The following is a 21,286-nucleotide window of genomic DNA, read 5'->3' on the forward strand; positions in this document are numbered from 1 at the left end:
TGTGATGATCACAGGGAGGGTCGGTGACGACACTGTGACGACAGCGTGCCTCCGCTGCCGTCGGCAGCGGGTCGGTGGTTCGGGCCCGCGGCGTGGGGGGTAGGTCCTGGGGTGCGGGCCACCGGGCTCGGGCCACGGGGAGGGGGACCCCAGATGTCCATGACCGGGCGTTCGTCGCCCGCCGCACGCTTCCGTCTCACGCTGCTGGTCCTGACCGTCGCCGCCGCCGGCAGCCCCTGGGCGCAGCGGCCGCTCCTGGATTTCTACGTGCGGGAGTTCTACATCGAGCGGTCCGGAAACGACCTGCTGCGCTGGATGGTGCAGGCGGGTTTCTCCCCGGGCTGGGACCTGTCCGCCGAGCGGTACGCCGGCACGGCCGGCCTGATCGCCAACGACCTGGGCATCCTCGTACTGCTGGCCCTGCTCACGCTCGTCGCCCCCCGCCTGCCGGCCCGCCGGAGCCGGCGCTGGCCGGCGTGTCTCGTGGCCGGCGTGCTCACCGCCGGGCTGGCGAGTCTCGTGGGGCTGGCCCTGTTCATGGCTCTGGTCGAGGACGCCGAACTCGGGCCGGCCGGCGTGCTCGCGACGAACCTGGGGCGCAGCGCCCTGATCTTCGGCTCGGTGCTCGGCGTGCTGCTGGCCCTGCTGTCCACCGGACGCCCGGGCCCGGGGTCCGGGACCCGGGACGCCCGCCGGGCACCGCACCGCGTGACAAGGGGGAGATCCATGACGACCGCACCCGTCGCCATGCCGGTGGGCAGCGCACCGGGGGACGTCACCCGGTACCTGTGCGCCGCGGCCTACGTGGACGAGCACTTCGCCGACCGGGTGGTGGAGGACGTCCTGGCCGACGAGACCGCTGCCGTGGCCCCCTCCCCGGGGGTGGACCCGGCGGCCGTGGTCCGGCACTGCCTGGCAGCGCTGGAACTGCGCTACCGGCGCGATCTGCGCCTGACGGCGGTCTTCGGGGCCGTCGCGGTCCTCGCGCCCTTGTGGCTCACCGCCGTCATGGTGCTCCTCGGGGCGGCCCGGCTGGCGGGCGACCGGCCCCGTCTCGCCACCCGCGGCCGGCGGCTCCCCGGCGGCGGGGCGCTGGTGCGGCTCAGCGTCTCGGCCGGCGTGTTCGCCCTCCTCACCCTCTACGTCGGGGTGGTGCTGTCCGGTCTGCCGGTGGACGGCTTCGCGAGCTGGCTGCTGGGCACGTACTTCGCGGGGGTGCCGGCCGCGCTCGCCTCCGTCGGGGGCGCGGTCTGCGCGTACCTCACGGTCCTCGGCCACGACCGCGAGACCGACCGGCTGCTGCGCACCACCCTGACCAGGCAGACGTACCGGCCACCGCGCGGCGGCGCGGAAGGACGGCCGGAGTGGGTGGCCGGCCGGCTGGCGGCCGTCGAGCGGGCCGGACAGGGCAACGCCACCGTCTACAGCGGGTACCGGCCGTCCGTCGGCTGGTCGGAGACGAGCGCGCAGTGGTCCCTCGCGGTGCCGCTGCTGCCCGCCGAGGACCCGGCGGGCCTGCGGGCACGGCCCACGGCACCGCGGCCGTTCACCGCCGAGGACCTCATCGACCACCTCCGCGAGCGGCTCGGCTCGCTCACCGGCGCAGGGCCCCGGGACGGGGAACCGCCCGGCGGCCTGGTGGTCGAGGACCGCGTCCTCGCCGCCGGCACCGCCCTCGGCGAGGACGAACGGTTCTTCGCCGCCGACACCATCGCCCCGGTCACCGTCCTCGCGGACGAAGCGGTCCGGGAGATCATGCGCCGCCCCACCGGCACCGTCCGCCACTGCCTGGCCGTCCACGCGGAGCTGTGGGGCGGTGACGTGGTGCCGGCCACGTTCCTCCACGTCACCACCGTGGGACAGACACTCCACCTGCACATCGACCACCACGTACTCGGCCCCGTGCGGGCCGCCTACCACCTCGTGGACCGCCTGGACGGCGGCAGAACCCCCGCCGAGGAGCGGGCGCTGCTGCTGGGCGCCGCCTCCCGCACCGGCCGGGTCCTCGCCGCCGCCCCCTTCCGGGCCCTGTACCACGCCCGCTTCGAGACCCGCCACTCCCGGCGGATGGCCGACGAGTTCGCCGCCGCGCGACAGGACCCGCTCTACGACTTCGGCGCCCGCACGAGCATCCGGGAACTGGCGCTGAGCCCCGACTACCACAACTACTTCCAGGTCATGGACGCCCAGCGGATCACCTCCCTGATCGAGCGCCACACCCTGGCGGCCGTCCGGGAGTTCCTCGACTCCCACGGCTTCGACACCACCGACTTCCGCGCCCAGCAGCAGACCATCCTGAACCAGGGACTCATCCAGCAGGGCGGCACGAGCATCATCGGCAACCAGGCGATCGGCACGGGCGCGAGCGCCACCCAGACCTTCCCGCAGCAGGCCGGCACGACCGCCCCCGGCGCGGCCGGCGCCCCCGGCCGTTAGGAGATCCCGTCATGCGCGACGACCAGCAGCGGCACGACCCGCCCGTCAACAACGGACTCGTCATCAACGGCGGCACCCACCACGTCGGCAACCAGGCCGTGGGGCACCACGCCCGCGCGTACTCCGGTTCGGTCTCCTTCTCGCCGCAGGACCCCGAGCAGGCCGCGCGGACGGCGGAACTCCTCACCCGTGTCGAGCAGTTGCTCCAGGAACACCGGGCAGCGCTCGCCGACCCCGACGCCGCCGGCAGGGAACTGGGCAGGCTGCGGGAGGAACTGGACGAGGCCGAGCCGCAGCCGACGGTCCTGCGCCGCGCCTTGGACCGCCTCACCGGGTTCGTGCAGCCGGTCGGCCCGCTCGTGACGGCGGTGGGACAGCTCGCGGCCTCGGTCCAGGGCCTGCCCCTGCCGTGAGCACGCCCTCCGGCCGTCTCCCGTGTATGGCGGTTTTCGGTCTCACCGTTCCACGCCGCGAGCCCCACAATGGCGGGCACACGCCGTAGGAGGTCGCCGTGCACCCTGTACGTTCCGTGAGCCCCTTCCGGACCGCCTGGCGGGCGGCGCTCGCTCTCGTCCTGCTGCTGGGCTGGTCCGCCGCGCTCGGGCCGGACGCGCGGGCGGGGGAGCGGGGGCAGGACCGGGCAAGCGTCGTGGTGCACGGCGGCGACACGCTCTACAGCACGGCCGGCCGGTGCACCGTGGGTTTCAACGCGCGTTCCGGCTCCACCATGTACGGCTCGGTGACGGGGCGGTGTGCGCAGGGCGCCGGTGCCACCTGGTACGCCGACCCCGCGCTGACCGTGGCCGTCGGTGTCACCGCGGGGGTGAGCTACCCGGGCAACGACTACGCGGCCGTCCGGTACACCGACACCACGGGCTCCTACCCGGGCGAGGTCTCGCTGGGCAGCGCCGGCACCCGTGACATCACGGCCGCGGCCAACCCCGTCGTCGGACAGCAGGTCTGCCACGCCGGACGGACCACGGGTTACCGCTGCGGCACCGTCCAGGCGGTCAACGTCACCGTCAACTACGGCGGCGGCATCGTGTACGGCCTGTTCCGGTCAAACGTCTGCTCGGAGCCCGGGGACATCGGCGGCCCGGCGTTCTCCGGCGGCACGGCCCTCGGCATCATCGCCGGCAGCAGCGGGAACTGCGCCTCGGGGGGCTTCACCTACTACCAGCCGGTGGTGGAGTGGCTCTCCGCGTACGGCCTGAGCATCTACTGACCCGGCACCGTCACCCCGGCTCGCCGGACACCTTCACCGAGGCCAGTGCCGCCGCCACCCGCTCCACCGCCTCCACCGGAGTCGAGGCGTGCGGTGACAGACGCAAGGAGTCCGCCCGTACCGTCGGTGTCACGCCCTCCCGGTGCAGCGCCCGCGCCACCGCCGCCGGCTCGCGCCCCGGCACGGCGAACGACAGGATGCCCGCCCGCCGCCCGGGACCGGCCGGGGACAGCACCCTGCCCCCGAACCTCTTCACGACCTCGGCGAGTTCGGCGACCCGCACGGTGACCGCGCTCTCGATCGCCGCGGCGCCGTACCGCTCCACCAGTTCCAGCGCGGCGGCGAAGGACGCGGCCGTGACCGGGCTGAGATGGGTGACGGACCAGCGGCGCGCGTCCGGTGCGGGCGGATGCTCCACACCGTCGAAGACACCGGCGTCCTCCACCCCCGTCCACCCGGTGAGCACCGGCTGCAGTTCCTCGAGTGCCCGGTCGGACAGGGTCGCGAACCCGGTCGACCATCCCGCCCGCAGCCACTTCTGCCCGCCCGTGATCACGACGTCGGCCGCCTGCCAGGGCATGACCACCGCCCCGAAAGCCTGGATGGCATCGACCACCAGGAGCCGGTCCGGGCCGATGACCTCCCTCAGCGCGGCCAGATCCACCCGGAACCCGGTACGGAAGTCCACCGCGCTCACCGACAGCGCTACGACGTCGTCCGTCAGCGCCTCGCGCACCAGCTCGGGGGTGACACCGCCGCCGGGAGCGGGCTCCAGCCAGCGGGGCGCGGCCCGCCCCAGCTGCGCCGCGCGCCGCCACGGGTACTGGTTCGACGGGAAGTCGCCGCGGGGCGCGAGCACGGTCCCCTGACGCAGCCCGAGCGCCGCGTGGAACAGCCCGGTCGAGGCGTTCGGCAGCAGCACGGTGTGCGCCGTGTCCGTGCCCGCCAGCCGTGCTGCCGCGTCCCGGGCCGCCCCTTCCGCTCGCATCAGTTCGTCCACGGTCGTGTGGGTGGCCCGCGCGGTGGCCTGTACGGCCCGTGTGGTGGCGTCCACGGCGTCCCGGGACGGCGGCCCGAAGCGGGCGAAGTCCAGGTATCCGGCCGGGGTGTCGAAATGCGCGGCGTACGACGTGAGCACAGGGTTGTCCTTCGGGCTGTACGGGATGCGCCGCGAGCGTATCGCCGGGCGCGCCCCACGCCGGCGGGCGGGTCCGCCGGCCCGGCGTCCGGGGGCCGCCGCTCTCCCGGACCGCGGCGGCCCCGTGTGAGGGAAACTGCCGAACAGCGGTGCGTGACACCCCTGTTGCCCGATAGCGTGGCTGCGCGACCGGCTCGGTACGGCTGAGTCCGGCGGGACAGGGGGAGGTTCCAGGGATGCCCGACGTTATCCCGGGCGACGGCGGCGGGCTGTCGCGGCGCGGACTGCTCGCGTCGTCGGCCGCCGCGGGCGGCGCGCTGTGGCTGCTGCGCGGACTGGTCAGGCCGGGCGGCGCGTACGCCGCCGACGCACCCCCGGCGCCGACGGGTTTTCCGGCCGGCGTGGACATCTACCGGCGCGTCTACGAGAACTGGGCCGGCGAGATCCACACCGACCAGCTGTGGACGTGCGCCCCGCGGCACGCCCAGGACGTGCTGGACGTCGTGAACTGGGCCTACGGTGCGGGCTGGACGGTACGCGCGCAGGGCAAGCGGCACGGCTGGGCCCCGCTCACGGTCGCCGACGGCACGCCCGCCGCGTCCCGGGTCGTCCTCCTGGACACCACCGCGCACCTCACCGCCATGTCGCTGGAGCGGCGGGGCGCCGACGGCTCGGCAGAGGTCAGGGTCCAGACCGGGGCCACTTTGGAGGACCTGCTCGCGTTCGCCGGCGCCGCCGGTCACGGTGTCACCGCCGCGCCGGCGCCCGGCCAGCTGTCGGTCGGCGGCGCACTGGCCATCGGCGCGCACGGTACGGCCGTCCCCGCCGTCGGCGAGAGCCCCCCGCCCGGCCACGGCTACGGCTCGCTGAGCAACCTGGTCACCGAACTGACCGCGGTCGTCTGGGACGAGGACACCGGCCGCTATGCCCTGCGGACCGTCGGCCGGGCGGAACCCGACTGCGACGCGCTCCTCACCCACCTCGGCCGTTCGCTGGTCACCGAGGCCGTGCTGCGCGTGGGCGCCGACCAGAACCTGCGCTGCCGGTCCTTCCTGGACATCCCGGCCGGCGAACTGTTCGCCGCCCCCGCGGCCGCGGCCGGGCAACGGACCCTGGCCCGGTTCGTCGACCGCACCGGCCGGGCGGAGGCGATCTGGTTCGCCTTCACCGACAAGCCGTGGCTGAAGGTGTGGAGTGTCGCTCCGCGACGCCCTCTGGGCTCCCGCGAGGTCGACGAGCCGTACAACTACCCGTTCTCCGACTCCCTGCCCGAGCCGGTGGCCCGGCTGGCCGGTTCCCTGGTCTCGGGGGCCTGGGCGAGCGCACCGCTCTTCGGACAGGTGCAGTACCTGCTGGCCAAGGTGGCCCTGACCGGCGACATCACCGATGTCCTGCTCTCCGGCGACCTCGTGCGCGAGGTGCTGAACGGCGACGTCCTGACCCATCTGCTGGCCGGCGGGCTGCGATCGGACCTGTGGGGAGCCTCCCGCAACCTGCTGGAGTACATCCGGCCCACCACGCTGCGCGAGACGGCCAACGGCTATGCCGTCCTCGTCCGCCGCGCCGATCTGCAGTGGGTGGTCAGCCGGTTCGCCGACTTCTACCGCACGCTGCTCGCCGAGTACGCGGCGCGCGGCGAGTATCCGGTCAACGGCCAGGTCGAGATCCGCGTGACCGGCCTGGAGGACCCGTCCGTGTGCGGCGTACCGGGCGCACGGCCGCCCCTGCTGTCGGCCCTGCGGCCGCGCCCCGACCGGCCGGACGCCGACACCGCCGTGTGGATCGACATTCTCTCCCTGCCGGCCACACCCGCCCTGCACCGGTTCTACCGGGAGGTCGAGCAGTTCCTGTTCGCCCTGGACGGGGACAGGGCGACGGTCCGGGTGGAGTGGTCCAAGGGCTGGGCCTACACCGAGACCGCCGCGTGGTCCGACCCGGACGTCCTCGCCCGCACCGTCCCCGCCGCCCTGCGCGCCGGGGGCGGCCCGGGCTGGGACGAGGCCGTCGCGGCCCTGGACCGCCTCGACCCCCACCACGTGGTGTCCAGCCCGTTCCTCGACACCCTGCTGCGCTGACCACCGAGCCTGCCGGGCCGGAACGCCCGGAGCCGCCGGCGCTGACCGAGCCGCGCGAACGACGGCGCACCTCGATGATCCGGACCCTGCGGCGCCGAGGTCGTCGGCGGGCCGGCACGGCGGGCGCGGGCGGCGGCTGAGGCCCGCCGCCGCCATCTGCTCACCGAAACCCACCGCCTCTCCTGCCTCCTGCGCTGCCGGCCCCGCCAGGAGGGCCTGGACGAACAGATCGCGCAGACGGCCGTCGGCGCCTGGACCCGCCCCGCCGGCCGGGGAGCGGGTGATGGCCGTCGGCCGGCGCGCCCTGGCACCCGTACGACAGCGAGGACCGCAGCCGCCGGCAGGACGACGCCGGTCACGAGGGGAAGGGCAGTCAGGACCAGGGCCGCCTCGCTGTGCGGTCCGTGTGATCTGTGTGATCTGTGTGATCTACGTTGTTTATATGAGCGATTCAATGTGCGATTGAGGTAAGGTCTCGCTGGAGGTGAGGTCCGTGCCCACTGAGGAAGAGCTGTTCGGCGCGGTGGACGCGCTGCTTGAACAAGTCGCCCAGACCGATCTCCCGCCCCCTGCCGAGCGCAAGCGGCTCCGCGAGGCCGCGGGCCTGAGCCAGGCCCAGGTCGCGGCCGTGCTGGAGACCCGCCGCGAAACGGTCGCGAGCTGGGAGTCCGGCCGGAACGAACCCCGGCCGCCGCAGCGCGCCGCCTACACCCGCCTGCTGGAGAGACTGGCCGAGCGGTTCCCGGCCCCCGAGGAAGCCCGCGCTCCGGACCCCGAGCCCGCGGTGGCGCCGGAGACGCTCACCGGACCCACCCTCGCGTCGCAAGCGCCGGCGGCACCCGCAGCTGCCCCCCGGCCGGCGGCGAGCAGCACCAGGCCGCCGGTGTCGCCGCAGCGCCCGGGCGCGAGGAAGGCGGTGGCGAGGAGAACCACGGCGGCCGACGCCGCCGACCCGCGCTTCGAGAACGGTCCCCTCGCGGTGATCGACTGTGCGGACGGGCAGGTGTCGGCGTACTGCGTCGGCGGCCTGGTCCTGGACGTGCCCGCCAGGACGATCCCGGCGCTGATCGACTGGACGCTGACCGAGGCCCGCCTGGGGCAGGCCCGGCTGCACCGCAACGGCCGCGACGCCGACCCGGTCCTCGTTCTCACCGCGTCCGCGGTGGAGCGCTACGGCCTGCCCGCCGCCCTGTCGGAGGAGGAGCGGCGCGCGGGCCGGCTGGCGGCCGGCCACAAGGTGGTCAAGCAGATCGAGCGGGCCGGGCTCCAGCTCACCCAGCGCGGGTTCGGGCCGTGGGCCCGCCTCTACCGCGACCCGGAAGGTTCCACGCGCCGCTGCGTCCAGCTGTGCGTCCTGCCCTGGAACGCGCTGGACGCCCGCGAGTGGGACAGGAAGGACGACCCGCGGCTGCCGACGATGCACCCGGCCGACCTCGCCCGCTACCTCGGCCTGTACGCGGCCCGGGTGATGACGCCGCGCGGCAGCACCGCGACGACCGGCCTGGAGCTGATGACCGCGCTGCGCCCGCCGACCCGCGCGGAGAAGGACCCGGGCACCGGCGAGTTCAAGCGGGTTCTCAACGACGACGCGCTCACCGCCCGGTACGACGTGGTGGAGTGCGAGGTCCCCGACGAACACCCCGTCCTCAAAGGCAAGTACGCCCGGCACCACCTCCGCACCCCGGCCGAGATGCTGATGGAGGAGCCCTACGACTGGTGCCGGCCGCTGACCGACGAGGAGTGCGCCAACCCCTACTTGGTGGTCGTCGACCTCAACATGTCGTTCGCCGCCGCCGCCAACGGCCTCACGGTCGGCCTGAACGGACCGACCCACCTGACCGGCAACCCGCGGTTCGACCCGGCGCTGCCCGGCTCGTGGCTGGTCGACCTGTCCCACGTCGACCTCTCCCGCGTCCGGACCAACGGCCGTACCGTCGACGGAGAGCGGCTCCCCAGCCCGTTCACGCCGAGCGGAGACCGCCCCGAGGGCCCGGCGTGGTACGCCACGCCCACCGTCGCCTACGCCGTCGAGCTCGGCTTCGATGTCGCCCCGATCGAGGCGTACGTGCGCACGCGGACCGGCCGCTACCTGGACCCCTGGTACAAGCGGCTGCGCGACGCGTACGTGGAGACGATGGCCGACATGGGCGTCACCACCGATCTCACCGGACCGGAGTTCCTGGCCGCGATGGCGCGGCGCAAGCAGACCGACCCGACGATGGCGCTGCTGGAGACCGCGATCAAGGCGACGGCGAAGGGCGCGATCGGCAAGCTGCGGCAGCGCAGCCGGGGCCAGGTGCCGTACTACGAGCCCTACCCGGCGCTGAACCGGGAGACGTGGCGCCCCGACATCCGGGCCGCCGTGCTCGCGACCCAGCGGACCGGACTGCACCGCAAGCTGATGAAGACGGCGGCCGCCGCCGGCCTCTACCCGGTCGCGATCGGCACCGACGCCGTCGTCTATCCCTCGCCCGGCCCGTCCCCGCTGGACGTCCTGCCGCACACGCCCGAGGGCAAGCCGGTGCCCGGCACGTTCCGGCTCGGGGTCTCGCCCGGGATGGTCAAGCACCAGGGCACCCAGACCGTCCTGTGGGCGGAAGCGCAGTTCGAGGAGCGCGGCGGCGTCTTCAACATCGCCAACCTCATCAAGACCGACCAGAGCGCCGGAGAAGGGGAGTAGGCCGTGGTGGACTCGCTCGGGGACAGCCTGGACCGCGCCCTGGAGGGGGCGTTCACCCGCCGCATCCCGCAGAGCGCCCAGGCGCAGATGAAGTACCTGGTCAAGCAGCTCAAGGGCACCAAGGCCACCGCGCGGGCACTCGGAATCTCCCAGCGCACGGTGGAGCGGTACGTCTCGGGCAAGCTCAAGCGGCCCCGCCAGGACCTCCGCGGCCGCATGGAGCGTGAGGTCAGGAAGCGCTGGCAGCCGCAAGTGCGGGCGAAGGCGAGGAAGAAGGCCGCTTCCACCGACGGCCTGGTCGTCTCCACCCGGGCGCGGTTCGGGTTCACCGCGGCGCCGGGCACCACCGACGACGCCCGGATCCGCGACATCACCCAGGCCCTGCCACCCGAGTACGCCGCCCAGCTGTTCACCGCCCGCGAGCAGGGCGCCACCGAGCACCAGCTCCAGCAGATCGCCGCCGACGGCCTCGCCCGGATGTACTTCCGCGCCGACAACTCCCGGGCGCACGGCCTGGGCGTGGAGTTCACCGACGTGGAGCACATCGAGATCGAACTGTAGGCCCCTCAACCGAACGCCTCGGCCCCGGTATCACAGCTAACCGGGCGCGGCTTCGGCGAGGATGTCGAGCTGGGCCAGGTGTCTCAGTTTGACCCGGGTGCCTTCGATGTTCTTCGGCAGTAGCGACAAGTCGCTCGGGTACGGCTTACGTGCACTCACCTCATCACACCATCAGATCGGCAATCGCAAGCCAGCGGATTCCGCCCGCACCCACACCATCAGGCGACGACAAGACTGGCCAAAGACCCACGAACCGCCCTCTGAAGCGACCGCCCTCGTCGCAACCCTCGACGAGTGGCAGTGACCAGCACCTTCACGATCGGCCTGTGGCCCTTCACTGATCCTCTGCCTCGAATGCCCGGGCGACGGCGAGGCTGTCCTCGTAGACATGGTGCCGGGTGACAAGGCCGTCCTCAACAGTGAGGTGCAGGGCGAATCGCGCGCGATACGCACGTCTGGTGGGCCGGGCGGTCTGGCGGATCTCGCCGAGCACGACCGCGTCGTTTCCGTCGATGAGGATGCGCTCAACCTCGGTCGCCACCTGCTCCGGCACGTGGTGCTCGGCAAGCTCGCGATAGTGAGCGGCTGCGTCGGCCCTGGTCGACCGGTGACGGATCCACGGCGTGGCAGCACGGCCATGCTCGGCCTCCGGCCAGCTCAGCTTCCAATCACCCTGCTCGGCATACAGCTCGGCAACGCGCTCGGGGTCGCCCTCACCGACCCTGCGCAGCAGTTCTTCGACCACGGTGCGCGTGTTCGTAGGCGCGGCTATGGACATGACTGCCCCCTCCCTCCTGGCCCGCGTCCTGTCGGCGCGGTGAGAACGCCCATCGTGCCGACACAGGCAGGCTGAGACCATTACCTCCGAAGTAGCGCAAGCACATCACCTGGATCGACATCCGTAACACGCCCTGTGGAATCCCGGGGACGTTACGGAAGTTGGTCACAGCATGACTCAAGGCCCAGCGCCTCGCTCCCTGTCCAGCGAAACCCTCTCCGATCTGCTCGCCAGGCAGCGGTTCGGGACCCTCGCCACTGTCAGGCAAAGTGGCCATCCGCACCTGACCACCATGCTCTACAGCTGGGACCCCGAGGCCTGCATCGTGAGGCTGTCCACCACGGCCGATCGCATCAAGGTCAAGCACCTGCAGCGCGACCCGCGCGCGGCGCTGCATGTGCAGGGTGGCGACGTCTGGTCGTTCGCCGTGGCCGAGGGCGTGGCGGAGGCTTCCGAGATCACGACGGTTCCCGGCGACGCGGTCGGGCGGGAACTGCTCGCGATGATCCCGACGGCCGCGAAGCCGGCTGATGAAGACGCGTTCCTCGAGCAGGTGGCCGCCGAGCTCAGGATCGTCATTCGGTTGAGGGTGGAGCGGTTGTACGGGACGGCCTTGGATATCAACGGTTAGGGGTGACCGTCCGGTCATAGTCAGTCGTTGACGGCTGTAACCAGCACGGTCGCGTGGTGGCGGACGGCGAGCCGGTGTACCTCATCGCGACCGCGCGGACCCTATCCGGCTTGTTCGGGTCGGCCGGGGCCGGTTCGAGGCATCCGAATGCCGTCCAGGACCGGCTGCGAGCGGGGACCGCCGTGGCGCTGGCCGGCGGTGACCGGCGTGAACAGCGGCGCCCGCCCATGCTCGACCGCACAGGGCAGTTTGGTGGTCAGCCCACCGCGCGAGCGCCCCAGGCCGTGGTCGTCGGACTCGACGTCGGCCAACAGGCCCCGATGGCCGAAGGGATGGGGAGAGGCCGACAGAGAACCAGCGGGGGAGCACGTTGTGCGTGGCGGCATGGCGAAGGTGCACGAGCGTGGCCAGGAGCCGGTCGACGAACACCAGCCGGTGCTGCGCGCCCGCCCACAGCACGCTTCCGCGGGCCGGGACGCAAGCTCGGCCTGGTGCCGTCCGTGCCACAACGGGCCTAGCTGGGCGACGCACTCGACGATCACACCAGCCGACAGGCCCATGAGCCCACGGTCGCTGGTGATCACCGCACGAGACGCGTTACCCGCCCCACGACCATGACCGGTGATCAGACGCTCGACGTCCCCTCGCTTACCGCGCGCGAGCTGGTCAGCCGGACGCGGGTGTCAGCTGCTCCTCCGCCCACTCGGCGAAGGTGGTGACCGGGATGCCCAACTTCCGGGCGAACTCAGGCCGGGCGGGCTGGAGGACCGCGTTGTTCCACTCGTGTCCGGCTCCCCACGCCGGCATGCCCGCGGCGAGGGCCTCTTCCAGGCTCATGGAGGGCGCGGTCACGGGCACGCCCCAGGCGGCGGACAAGGTCCGCGCGATCTGCTCCATCGTGCGCAGGTCACCGGCCAGTTCCAGTTCCACCTGGTGGAACCGGTCAGGGTCTCGAAGAGCGTGCGCCGCGGCCGTGCCGATGTCCCGCACAGCCACCAGGGCCAGTTCGGTGTCCGGTTTCAGTACCGTCGACAGTCCGCCGCCGGGCCCCCTCGGTGCCAGCAGGGGCAGGTTCTCCATGAAGAAGGCGGGCTTGATCACCGTCCAGCGGGCAAAGCCCGCACCACGCACCGCCTCCATGATCGCCTGCTTGGTGTGGAAGTAGTCCGCCATCGCCGCCCAGCGGCCCTCGGCCCAGCCGGGTGCCCGGGTGTGCTCACCGACTCCACTGGTCGAGGACTGCACGAACTGTCGTACTCCCCAAGCCTTCGCCGCGTCCACCAGGTTGGTGGCCTGGGCGAGCTCGCCCGCGAAGTCCACGCCGGTCTCGGTCATCGGCGGCATCTGCACCGAGAACACCGCGCGGACTCCCTCGACCGCTGGGCCGAGGGAGGCCCGGTCGGAGAGATCCGCCCGCACCAGCTCGGCGCCCAGCGCCTCGATCGCCTGGGCGGACTTCGACCGCGGATCGCGTACGAGTGCACGCACGGGCACGTCGGCGGCCAGGAGTGCGCGGGCCGTGGCCCCGCCTTGCCGGCCGGTGGCTCCGGTGACCAGGACGGTATCGCCGTTGACGGGCATGGTTGCTGCTCCTCACAGACCGGAGAAAGGAAACGGCGGGGTCCGCCGTTTCGTCTGCCGCTAAGATATGGCGGGGCCCGCCGTTTATCAACGAGGAGATCATGACCGGTCAGCGCTCGGACGCCCGACGCAACTACCAGCGCATCCTCGCCGTCGCCCAAGCCGAGGTCGCCGCGCACGGCGCCGAGGCATCCCAGGAGCGGATCGCCCGCACCGCAGGCGTCGGTTCGGCGACCGTGCGCCGTCACTTCCCCACCCGCCGTGCCCTGCTCGAAGCCGTCTTCCAGGAGCGCATCGAGGGCCTGTGCGAGCGCGCCCACCGGCTGAGTGCGACCGAGGACGGCCGCACCGCCCTCCTGGAGTGGCTTCACGCCCTCGTTCTCTACGCCGTCTCGGCCCGCGGATTCGCCAACACCCTCAGCTATGAGCCTCCCACCGAGGAGTCCTCCCCGCACTCCTGTGGCAACAGAATCGCAGCGGCCGGAACTCCCCTGCTCCAGCGGGCCATCCGCGACAAGGCGGTTGCACCGCACGTCACCTTCCACGACCTGCTGACCCTCGCTGTCGGCATCGCCCTGGCCACCGAGCACCACAAGGACCCCGAGACCCAGGCCGACCGCCTCTTCCGCCTCGCCGTGGAAGGGCTCAGCCCCGAGCACGGCATCGCTGGGGTGTCCGGGAACTCAGGATCTCCGGTACCGGTGACAGAAAGCCTGCCGACCGGGCGGTTGTGACAAGCGGGATGCCCAAGCGGTGACGACCAACGTGCCTCGACCGGTCCTCTTGGCCGGCTCATCCGGCGTCGCAGCCGACAACTCCCGAGCTTCGGCTCAGTTCGACGGGTCACCGTACAGCGTCGGATCGTACGTTCAGGCTGACGCCGACGCCTAGCTCACCCATGCCCTGGCCGCGCACCGCGGGCACTACGCCTTCCAGTGCCGCTGGGTGAGCTCGGCCAGCGGCACGCTGACGGTGTCGGGGTTGGGCGGGCCGATCCGGTTGAGGGCGAGCGGCAGCGGCGAGTGCGGCTGGTCACCGTGGCGGCCGTCGGGCGCCCACCAGCGGGTGCGCCACATCGGCCGCTCCGTGCCGTCGGTGTCCCTCACCTTCCGCTGGCCGAACCGCATGTACGTGTCGTCTTCGCGGCGAGGACCTGTGCGGACTCGTAGCAGTTGTCGATCTCTGCGAACAGCAGCGGCACCCCGTTCTCGGGCGCGGTGGTGACGATGTCCGCCTGGACGCCGCCCCTGCCGGGATGGGACCAAGTGCCGGTCGCGGGCAGCGCCACCTCGGTCGCGTAGGAGGCTCTGGTGCCCGGCCCGGCGGGCGCGTCGACGGCTGGCCTGCTCGGCGGCGTGGACGTCGGCCGGCTCGTCTGTGAGCAGGACCACACCGGAGGACCCCGAAGGGGCACGAGTACACGCCGATGTGCTCGATCAGTGCGACCACCTGTTCCAGCGCGCGCTGGAAGCCGGTGTTCTCCGCCCCGGCACCGGCCTGGTGTGGGCCCGCCACGTCTGTCACACCCTCATCCACGAGGCCGACCGGAACCGCTCGGACGAAGTCGACGATGCCGATGAGCCGGCAACCCTCGTGGCCGGCACCTTGTTGCGTGGCGTGGGCCAGCAGGGCGGCTCCCTCAGCCCTTGACGGTTCCGTAGGTCACCGGGCACCGCCCGCGCCCGTACGGTGCCCGGCTACCTCGGCCGGGGAGCGCCCGGAGCCGCCGTAGTCGTCGTGGCGCGGAACACGCTGGGGCTCAGGCCCTTGTGGCGTTTGAAGGCGGCGCTGAAGCCGAAGGCGTCGGCGTAGCCGACGGACCTGGCGATCTGGGCGATGCTGAGGTCGGTGTCGGTGAGCAGCGCCGCTGCCTCGTCCAAGCGGCACTCGGTGAGGTAGGCGAGGGGCGGACGGCCCATCAACTGGGTGAAGCGCTTGGCGAACAGCGCCCGGGAGACACCGGACCGGGCGGCCAGGGAGGCCACCGTCCACGCCCCGGCGGGCTGGTCGTGGAAGGACTGCAGGGCGGGGCCGAGGACCGGGTCGGCGAGGCCCCGGTACCAGCAGGGCGCGTCAGCACCCGCCCTGTCGAACCAGGTGCGCAGCGTACAGACCAGGGCCCAGTCGAGGAGCCGGTCCATCAGCGCCTGTGAACCGGCCGACTGGCGGGCGGCGTAGACGGCGGCCGTCTCCAGCCAGGCACACACCTCGGCGTCCCCCTCGACCACCAGCACGGGTGGCAGGGCCCGCAGGAGCCGCTCGTGGCGGTGGCCCGAGGCGCGGTAGGCGCCCACGATCAGCGCGGTCGCCTCCTTCGCGTCGGCGCCCCACCGGACGCCGCCGAGTTCCTGGGCGGGGTCCTCGTCGTTCGGGGTGGAGCAGACGATCTCGTAAGCGGCATGGGGACTGCGCACGGTGGTGGGGTGGTCCGCGAGGTGGAACGGTTCGGGGCCGCGCACGAGGGCGGTGACGCCGGCACCGACCACTCGCTCGGTTCCGTCGGGCAGCAGCAGGGTGCCGCCGCCCCGCAGCACACCGATCATGGTGAGCGGCACGTCGTCGGCGAAGCGGATGGTCCAGGGCACGGTCAGTAGCGCATGACTGAAGACCGACCCCTCGGCCCGGATACCGCTCAGCAGCGAACTCAAATGATCCACGGAAGACACCGTAGACGATCTCGTATGTTTTGCAGCGCATCTCCCATGGATCATCCACACCGTCGCGGCTGTACTGGACTCATCGCAACCGACCGAGACCAGCCGGGAGTCACCGTGCCGCAGCAGGACAGTCACGCCAGAACAGCCCTCGTCGTCGTCGCACACCACCGCCCCGATTCCCTCACCGCGCACACGGCCCGCCGCGCCGCCGCCCGGCTCGAAGCCGCCGGCTACCGCGTCGACCTGCTCGACCTGCACGCCGAGGGGTTCGACCCCCGTATGAACGTGGCCGACCAGCCGGAGTGGGGCGACCGGGACAAGAGGTACTCGGACGAAACGCACGCCCACATGAGGCGCCTCCTCGACGCCGATCTGGTCGTCGCCGTATTCCCGGTGTACTGGCAGAACGTGCCCGCCATCCTCAAGGGCTGGATCGACCGCGTATGGAACTACGGGTTCGCCTACGGCCGCAGCAAGCCCCGACTGGCCGGCAAGCGCATCCTGTGGCTGGGGCTGGCCGGCGCCACCGCCGACGATCCCGTCACGGAGGGGATGAGGACCGTCCTCACCAGCCTGAGCGAGGGCATCGCGCGCTACTGCGGCTTGGCGCACTCCACCATCGGCCTGCTCTCCGACGCCGACGGCAGACTGCTGGTCGGCGACGCGGGCGCGGACGCCGAGCGAGAGGCGCACTACGCGGCCTTCGATCAACGCGCACGGGAGTACGTGGAGAAGTTCCTCGCCGACGAGACCGTGACGGCCTGACCGTCAGAGCCCGCGCGGTCGCCCCCGGGTGCGGCCGGCCGGTCCGGCGGTGCGGACCGGCCGGCCGGCTCCCCTTGGCCGAGAGGGGACCTTGCCGGCGTCGACCGCTTCCCGGTCCTGCCCATGACGCCGAAGGGTCGCACCGGCCGTGACGCGTCATACGGCATCGCGCGGGTGACCGGGCGATCTCCTCTCCTGCGGCCTCGATGACGGCCGGCACCGCGGCCGCCGGGTCCCGGGCCTCTATGGCCCGCACGACGGCGTGGTGACCGGGCAGTGAGGCTTCCACCGCACCGGGGGTCCGCGTGCTGACGAGGAACCTGTCTTCCAGCACGGGCTCAACGGCACGAACACCGACGCCGTGCACACCGGCGCATGCTGGGCAGCCGCCAAGAGCGGCCGCTGCCGCCGGCCACCGGCCAGCAGGCGATCGAGGCGGCGCTGCGCCGGCAGGTCCCGGCCTGCCTCCACTGCCGGCCCGACACTGCCCTCGGCTTCCTCGACTGCCGGTCGTCACCGCCGACTCGCGGTGATCCCGGCAGCTGGTGTGGAAGGCATCACGGCATGACGTCGTGGTCCTTGCCCCAGCCGATACTGACCGTGGCCGTCGACAGCCCTTCCCTTCCCACAGGGTGGGCCGCGGAACCGACGTGGACGGTTACCGCGCCCAGCTGGCCGTGCACGCCGACGGGCAGGTGCGGCTGCGCTCCCGGCGGGGAACGGACACGACGCCCGCGTTTGGTTCCCTCACCGACCCGCGCACGCTCCTGCTCGGCCGATACGCCGCGGGCGTCCTCCAGTACACCGGCCGCGCCACCACCGTGTTCCACAGTGCCGGGCCTGCCCTGGTCGGCCGTCTGGCCGAACCGGCGGGCGGCCATCCGTGGACCGGCTGGACGTTCTCCGCGGGGTGGGGGACCCGGCGGAGACTCGACGTGTACCTGTGCAGCCCGACATGGTGATGGAGGTCGCCGTCGACGTCGCGCGCGATAGGGCGGGGCGCCGGCGGCACCCGCTCCGGCCGCACCGCATCCGTGACGGGGGCTTTCCGTGCCGAGAGGCGTGGTCATCACCGGCGGGGTCTGCGCGGGGTTGCCGGTTGGACCTGACAGTCGCCGGGGCGGGGGACTCGAATCGCTCGGCGACCGCGCCGGTCCCACACGCGAACACGTTCTGGGCGATCGCCGTATCGCGGCTCGGTGCCGGTGAACTCATGCCCCGAGCGAGCTACACCCGAAGTCGCACCTGGTGCCTGGCCTCAGATGCCGGTTCCGGTGAGAGCGGCGGTTGCCTGCCAGAGCCTCTTGGCGACGGCCCCGTCCAGGCCGGCCCGGCTGGGCTTGCGGACCAGTGGGGAGCCCGTGAAGCCGAACAACCCGTCCGGACCGACGTAGGCGTTGCCGGGAACGTCCTGTGTGGCCGCGTACATGAGCGGCAGCGCTCCGTGTTCCACGTCCTGGACCAGGAACGGGAGCCGGTTGACGAATCTCAGCGGCGAGTGCGTGACCAGTCCGGTCCGCGCGACGCCAGGGTGAGCGATGACCGAGCGGACATGGCTGCCCGAGGCGGTCAAGCGGCGCTGCAACTCCAGTGAGAACAGCACCACGGCGAGCTTGGACGCCTCGTAGACGGCCAGCCCGTTGTACTTGCGGGTGCGCCAGTCGAGGTCGTCGAGGTCCAGCCTGCCGAAGCGGTGCAGTTGGCTGGAGACCGTCACCACGCGGTCGGTCAGCCGGGGGAGCAGCAGGTTGGTGAGGACGAACGGCCCGAAATAGTTCGTCGCGGTCTGGACGTCCAGGCCCTGCGCGGTGCGTGCCGCCGGGATATCCATCACCCCAGCGTTGTTGATCAGAACATCGACGGCACCGGTGTACGACGTCGCAAACGCACGTACCGAGTCCAGGTCGGCGACATCGAGTCGCCGGACATCGAAATCTCCACGCATACCGGCCACTGCCCGGCGCGCCTTGTCGACGTTGCGCACGGCCAGCACCACGCGGGCGCCGGCCCGTGCGAGTTCGCGAGCGGTCACCAGCCCGATCCCTCCGCCGGCGCCGGTGATCACCACCGTCACGCCGGCCATGCTCGGCAACTGGTCCGCGGTCCATTTGGGCATAGTGAAACTCTCCAGAGGCTCTCTTACCGGGTTCCTGACGTCGTCCAGTACAAAGGGCCCGTGTCGGCGGATGAAGGACCTGCCCAGCCACTGAATGGCAGGGCGTGGCTACCCGCGTTCACCTGCCGGACAATGAGGCGGAGGTGTACGACATTCGAAGTGGGGAGCCCGATGGTGGACACAGCACTGGACGGTGATGGTCTGGCCGATTTCCTGCGCGGACGCCGGGCGTCCCTGCAACCCGAGGACGTCGGGCTGCGCCGCGGTGCGCGACGGCGCACGACCGGGCTGCGCCGGGAAGAGGTCGCCGAACTGTGCGACATGTCGGCCGACTATCTGGCCCGCTTGGAACGCGGTAGCGGTTCCCAGCCGTCGCAGCAGATGGCGGCGGCCATCGCCCGGGGCCTGCGCCTGACCCCGGACGAACGCGACCACCTGTTCCTGCTGTGCGGGCACCGCCTCCCGACACGGCACCTACGCGAAGCGCACATCAGTCCCGGGCTGCTGCGCGTCATGGACCGGCTTCAGGACACCCCGGCACAGATCGTGGGCCCGGTCGGTGAAACGCTGCAGCAGACACCGCCCGCGGTAGCGCTGCTCGGCGACGAAACGCACCACACCGGTCCGGCGCGCAGCGCCCTCTACCGATGGTTCACCGACCCCGCCGCCCGCCATCGGTACCTGCCCGAAGACCACCATCAGCACAGCCGCGTCTATGTCTCCACCCTGCGCGCCGGCGCCACCGCGCAAGGGCCCGGGTCCTCAGCCGCGCTACTCGTGGCCGACCTGCAACACAACGAGGAATTCGCCGAGCTCTGGAACCGCCATGAAGTGGGACTGCGGTGGAGCAGCGCCAAACGCTTCGTCCACCCCCAGATCGGACGCATCGACGTGTACTGCCAGACACTGCTCGACCCCGACCAGGGACAGTCGCTACTCATCTTCACCGCCACACCCGGTACGGAGAGCCACGACAAGCTCGCCCTGCTGACCGTGCTCGGCACCGACACATTCGCAGGCTCCTGACCCACTTGCGGCTTCGGCCGTTGACCTTCGTCTCGCCGTCGAAGCCCCTGGCTGCGGCATGCACCGACGCGGCTTCACCGATCGCGCGTCGATGATGCCGGTGGCCGGCTCCGCGTCCCGGCCGGCGACCTGCTGGACCCTCTCGCGCAGCCGGTCGTGGAACTCGGCGGTCAGGATCTTGTCCCGCCAGCGCAAGAAGAAGGCGGAGCCGCGGTACCACGCGGGGAAGTCCGCCGGCATCGCCCGCCAGGTGACGCCGCCCTCGCGACCAGGTAGCGCACCGCGTCGACCAGCTGCCGGTGGCAATGGCTCTCCGTCTGCCCGCGTCGGTCCTCCAGCCAGCCGGGCACCGGCATCGCGCCGCGTACGACGGCCCACTCCGCGTCGCTCATGTCGGACAGTGCTTTGGCCGTCTGTACGGCCGGTCCCGGCGTTCCCGAACCCGTTGTTGGGACAACGACACGTTAGGGAAGCCGAGTTGGACGGCATCGAGCCCGCACGGAACTCAACACCAGGAGCCTCCTGTTGCTCGATTGGATCTGACACCCAGGAGCTGTGCGGGAGGCCACGCTTCATGCTCGGTCAGTCAGAAGATCACCCGTGCGGGCCATCGGCGACGGCCGCCACCAGGTCGACTTCGCCGACAGCGCTCACCGCCGTCGCGGACCTGCTCATCGGCGCCGACGGAGTCTGGTCGCGCGTACGACCGCTGTTCTCAAAGGCCGCTCCGGAGTGCCTCGCCGTCTGCAGCGTGGAGACGTTCCTCTTCACCGCAGAAACCCTCTACCCCGCTTCCGCCGAGGCGGTCGGAGCCGGCTCGTCGTCTGCACTCGCCCCGGGCAGGGGACTGCTGGCCCACCGTGAAGGCGGCGGAACCCTGCACACCTACGCGCAGCTGAAGAAGCCCGGGACTGGTTCACTGACTGCGACATCACCGATGCCGTAGCCCTCACCGCACGGGTTGCGAGGGAGTTCCACGGGTGGGCTCCCGCACTCACCGCCCTGATCACCGAAAGCAACACTCCGCCGGCCCTGCGCCCCAACTTCACACTGCCGGCGGGGCACCGCTGGGACCGTGTGCCTGGGGTGACCCTGCTCGGCGATGCCGCCCACCTCCGGGCGCCGAACGGCCAAGGCGCCAACCTGGCCATGCAGGGCGGCGCCGAACTCGGCCGGGCCAGCCCTCGCCGCGCACCCCGGCGATGCGGAGACCGCACTCACCGCGCACGAACAAGCCATGTTCCCCCGCGCCGCCGCTGCGGAAGCGGACGACGCCGGCTTCTACCCGATCGTGATCGACGACCGAGCGCCCCATGGCTTGCTCGTCCTGATGACCGGAGCCGTACCTGCGGCACCGCTGCCGGGGAGTCCACGCGGCACTGAGGAAAGAGGTCCATGATGCCCACGCCCGGCTTCCCGCCGCATACGCTCGATCCCGAAGGAACACCGATGTGGATCACTGGTCTGGCCTCCGACGGCCCGTACCACATCCTGCACGTCGTGCACGGCATCGAACCGGCGGAGGCGCTGGAAAGGCTCGGCGCCAAACGAGGTTGACGCAGCCCTGCGAACTGCCCGACAGCAGGCCGGACGAGTGGACGTCACTGCCGTGCGCGG

General features: G+C 72.0%; 21 protein-coding genes and 2 pseudogenes. 14 read left to right on the top strand and 9 right to left on the bottom strand.

What is annotated here, in order from left to right:
- The first annotated feature begins 159 nt into the window (after positions 1–159).
- From Sdagh_RS36030 to Sdagh_RS36040, 3 genes are all read left to right on the top strand, one after another.
- Entirely contained in the window at positions 160–2,436 is a 2,277-nt protein-coding gene (locus tag Sdagh_RS36030; protein ID WP_306888606.1) for an AbeC-like domain-containing protein, read from the top strand.
- Positions 2,437–2,447: 11 nt separating this feature from the next.
- Positions 2,448–2,849 (top strand): DUF5955 family protein, encoded by a 402-nt coding sequence (locus tag Sdagh_RS36035; RefSeq protein ID WP_189422363.1) that lies wholly within the window; start codon positions 2,448–2,450, stop codon positions 2,847–2,849.
- 98 nt (positions 2,850–2,947) lie between these two features.
- Positions 2,948–3,661 (top strand): S1 family peptidase, encoded by a 714-nt coding sequence (locus Sdagh_RS36040; RefSeq protein ID WP_190078136.1) that lies wholly within the window; start codon positions 2,948–2,950, stop codon positions 3,659–3,661.
- Positions 3,662–3,671: 10 nt separating this feature from the next.
- Here Sdagh_RS36040 and Sdagh_RS36045 read toward each other — a convergent pair whose 3' ends face one another.
- A complete protein-coding gene (locus Sdagh_RS36045; protein ID WP_190078137.1) occupies positions 3,672–4,799 on the bottom strand; it encodes an aminotransferase class V-fold PLP-dependent enzyme in 1,128 nt (375 codons plus the stop codon).
- 236 nt (positions 4,800–5,035) lie between these two features.
- On the opposite strand from Sdagh_RS36045, the gene Sdagh_RS36050 reads away from it, so the two are divergent.
- The 3 genes from Sdagh_RS36050 (at position 5,036) to tpg (ending at position 10,115) form a co-directional block, all read left to right on the top strand.
- Entirely contained in the window at positions 5,036–6,874 is a 1,839-nt protein-coding gene (locus Sdagh_RS36050) for a cholesterol oxidase substrate-binding domain-containing protein (protein ID WP_190078138.1), read from the top strand.
- A 493-nt stretch (positions 6,875–7,367) separates the two neighbouring features.
- Positions 7,368–9,554: a telomere-associated protein Tap gene (gene tap, locus Sdagh_RS36055; RefSeq protein ID WP_190078139.1), complete on the top strand. Its 2,187-nt coding sequence runs from the start codon at positions 7,368–7,370 to the stop codon at positions 9,552–9,554.
- 3 nt (positions 9,555–9,557) lie between these two features.
- Positions 9,558–10,115 (top strand): telomere-protecting terminal protein Tpg, encoded by a 558-nt coding sequence (tpg, locus tag Sdagh_RS36060; RefSeq protein ID WP_370594948.1) that lies wholly within the window; start codon positions 9,558–9,560, stop codon positions 10,113–10,115.
- Between the two features lie 36 nt (positions 10,116–10,151).
- On the opposite strand, the gene Sdagh_RS36620 is transcribed toward tpg, so the two are convergent.
- Entirely contained in the window at positions 10,152–10,274 is a 123-nt protein-coding gene (locus tag Sdagh_RS36620; protein WP_264201211.1) for a hypothetical protein, read from the bottom strand.
- A gap of 175 nt (positions 10,275–10,449) precedes the next feature.
- Positions 10,450–10,893 carry a nuclear transport factor 2 family protein gene (locus Sdagh_RS36065; RefSeq protein ID WP_189422374.1) on the bottom strand — a complete coding sequence of 148 codons (444 nt, stop codon included), beginning with the start codon at positions 10,891–10,893 and terminating at the stop codon, positions 10,450–10,452.
- A 172-nt stretch (positions 10,894–11,065) separates the two neighbouring features.
- Between Sdagh_RS36065 and Sdagh_RS36070 the strand changes: the two genes are divergently transcribed.
- Positions 11,066–11,524, top strand: a complete 459-nt coding sequence (locus Sdagh_RS36070) for a PPOX class F420-dependent oxidoreductase (RefSeq protein ID WP_190078140.1) — start codon at positions 11,066–11,068, stop codon at positions 11,522–11,524.
- 666 nt (positions 11,525–12,190) lie between these two features.
- Here Sdagh_RS36070 and Sdagh_RS36075 read toward each other — a convergent pair.
- Positions 12,191–13,105: an NmrA/HSCARG family protein gene (locus Sdagh_RS36075; RefSeq protein ID WP_190078141.1), complete on the bottom strand. Its 915-nt coding sequence runs from the start codon at positions 13,103–13,105 to the stop codon at positions 12,191–12,193.
- A 101-nt stretch (positions 13,106–13,206) separates the two neighbouring features.
- On the opposite strand from Sdagh_RS36075, the gene Sdagh_RS36080 reads away from it, so the two are divergent.
- A complete protein-coding gene (locus Sdagh_RS36080; RefSeq protein ID WP_190078142.1) occupies positions 13,207–13,839 on the top strand; it encodes a TetR/AcrR family transcriptional regulator in 633 nt (210 codons plus the stop codon).
- A gap of 189 nt (positions 13,840–14,028) precedes the next feature.
- On the opposite strand, the gene Sdagh_RS36085 is transcribed toward Sdagh_RS36080, so the two are convergent.
- Both Sdagh_RS36085 and Sdagh_RS36090 read right to left on the bottom strand, forming a co-directional pair.
- A complete protein-coding gene (locus Sdagh_RS36085) occupies positions 14,029–14,211 on the bottom strand; it encodes a hypothetical protein (protein ID WP_190078143.1) in 183 nt (60 codons plus the stop codon).
- Positions 14,208–14,393, bottom strand: a complete 186-nt coding sequence (locus Sdagh_RS36090; RefSeq protein ID WP_190078144.1) for a hypothetical protein — start codon at positions 14,391–14,393, stop codon at positions 14,208–14,210. Before Sdagh_RS36090 ends, Sdagh_RS36085 begins: the two co-directional genes overlap by 4 nt.
- Before the next feature lie 140 nt (positions 14,394–14,533).
- Here Sdagh_RS36090 and Sdagh_RS36095 point away from each other — a divergent pair, with 140 nt between their 5' ends.
- Complete coding sequence (locus tag Sdagh_RS36095) at positions 14,534–14,755, top strand: hypothetical protein (protein WP_190078145.1); 222 nt, start codon at positions 14,534–14,536, stop codon at positions 14,753–14,755.
- Between the two features lie 47 nt (positions 14,756–14,802).
- Here the strand turns inward: Sdagh_RS36095 and Sdagh_RS36100 are convergent, their stop codons facing one another.
- Positions 14,803–15,762 carry an AraC family transcriptional regulator gene (locus Sdagh_RS36100; RefSeq protein ID WP_226536239.1) on the bottom strand — a complete coding sequence of 320 codons (960 nt, stop codon included), beginning with the start codon at positions 15,760–15,762 and terminating at the stop codon, positions 14,803–14,805.
- Positions 15,763–15,876: 114 nt separating this feature from the next.
- Between Sdagh_RS36100 and Sdagh_RS36105 the strand changes: the two genes are divergently transcribed.
- A complete protein-coding gene (locus Sdagh_RS36105; protein ID WP_226536241.1) occupies positions 15,877–16,527 on the top strand; it encodes an NAD(P)H oxidoreductase in 651 nt (216 codons plus the stop codon).
- Between the two features lie 172 nt (positions 16,528–16,699).
- Here the strand turns inward: Sdagh_RS36105 and Sdagh_RS36110 are convergent.
- A pseudogene (locus Sdagh_RS36110) lies at positions 16,700–16,876 on the bottom strand (FadR family transcriptional regulator); the annotation flags it as partial.
- A gap of 301 nt (positions 16,877–17,177) precedes the next feature.
- Here Sdagh_RS36110 and Sdagh_RS36115 point away from each other — a divergent pair.
- Entirely contained in the window at positions 17,178–17,489 is a 312-nt protein-coding gene (locus Sdagh_RS36115; protein WP_226536243.1) for a hypothetical protein, read from the top strand.
- A gap of 296 nt (positions 17,490–17,785) precedes the next feature.
- On the opposite strand, the gene Sdagh_RS36120 is transcribed toward Sdagh_RS36115, so the two are convergent.
- Positions 17,786–18,610 carry an SDR family NAD(P)-dependent oxidoreductase gene (locus tag Sdagh_RS36120; RefSeq protein WP_226536245.1) on the bottom strand — a complete coding sequence of 275 codons (825 nt, stop codon included), beginning with the start codon at positions 18,608–18,610 and terminating at the stop codon, positions 17,786–17,788.
- A 204-nt stretch (positions 18,611–18,814) separates the two neighbouring features.
- On the opposite strand from Sdagh_RS36120, the gene Sdagh_RS36125 reads away from it, so the two are divergent.
- The 3 genes and pseudogenes from Sdagh_RS36125 (at position 18,815) to Sdagh_RS36135 (ending at position 21,226) form a co-directional block, all read left to right on the top strand.
- Entirely contained in the window at positions 18,815–19,669 is an 855-nt protein-coding gene (locus tag Sdagh_RS36125; RefSeq protein WP_190078148.1) for a helix-turn-helix transcriptional regulator, read from the top strand.
- Between the two features lie 600 nt (positions 19,670–20,269).
- Positions 20,270–21,068: pseudogene (locus tag Sdagh_RS36130) on the top strand (FAD-dependent oxidoreductase); the annotation flags it as partial.
- Positions 21,065–21,226, top strand: a complete 162-nt coding sequence (locus Sdagh_RS36135; RefSeq protein WP_226536247.1) for a hypothetical protein — start codon at positions 21,065–21,067, stop codon at positions 21,224–21,226. The pseudogene Sdagh_RS36130 and the gene Sdagh_RS36135, both read left to right, overlap by 4 nt.
- The last annotated feature ends 60 nt before the right edge of the window (positions 21,227–21,286 follow it).

Origin of the sequence: Streptomyces daghestanicus (genome assembly GCF_020521275.1) — a bacterium.
GTDB classification, from domain to species: domain Bacteria; phylum Actinomycetota; class Actinomycetes; order Streptomycetales; family Streptomycetaceae; genus Streptomyces; species Streptomyces griseoviridis.

Excerpts from the sequence above, each read along its gene's own strand:
- Sdagh_RS36030 (WP_306888606.1), top strand. The coding sequence starts at position 160 with ATGACCGGGCGTTCGTCGCCCGCCGCACGCTTCCGTCTCACGCTGCTG.
- Sdagh_RS36035 (WP_189422363.1), top strand. The coding sequence starts at position 2,448 with ATGCGCGACGACCAGCAGCGGCACGACCCGCCCGTCAACAACGGACTC.
- Sdagh_RS36050 (WP_190078138.1), top strand. The coding sequence starts at position 5,036 with ATGCCCGACGTTATCCCGGGCGACGGCGGCGGGCTGTCGCGGCGCGGA.
- Sdagh_RS36065 (WP_189422374.1), bottom strand. The coding sequence starts at position 10,893 with ATGTCCATAGCCGCGCCTACGAACACGCGCACCGTGGTCGAAGAACTG.
- Sdagh_RS36070 (WP_190078140.1), top strand. The coding sequence starts at position 11,066 with ATGACTCAAGGCCCAGCGCCTCGCTCCCTGTCCAGCGAAACCCTCTCC.
- Sdagh_RS36075 (WP_190078141.1), bottom strand. The coding sequence starts at position 13,105 with ATGCCCGTCAACGGCGATACCGTCCTGGTCACCGGAGCCACCGGCCGG.
- Sdagh_RS36080 (WP_190078142.1), top strand. The coding sequence starts at position 13,207 with ATGACCGGTCAGCGCTCGGACGCCCGACGCAACTACCAGCGCATCCTC.
- Sdagh_RS36120 (WP_226536245.1), bottom strand. The coding sequence starts at position 18,610 with ATGGCCGGCGTGACGGTGGTGATCACCGGCGCCGGCGGAGGGATCGGG.
- Sdagh_RS36125 (WP_190078148.1), top strand. The coding sequence starts at position 18,815 with ATGGTGGACACAGCACTGGACGGTGATGGTCTGGCCGATTTCCTGCGC.
- Sdagh_RS36135 (WP_226536247.1), top strand. The coding sequence starts at position 21,065 with ATGATGCCCACGCCCGGCTTCCCGCCGCATACGCTCGATCCCGAAGGA.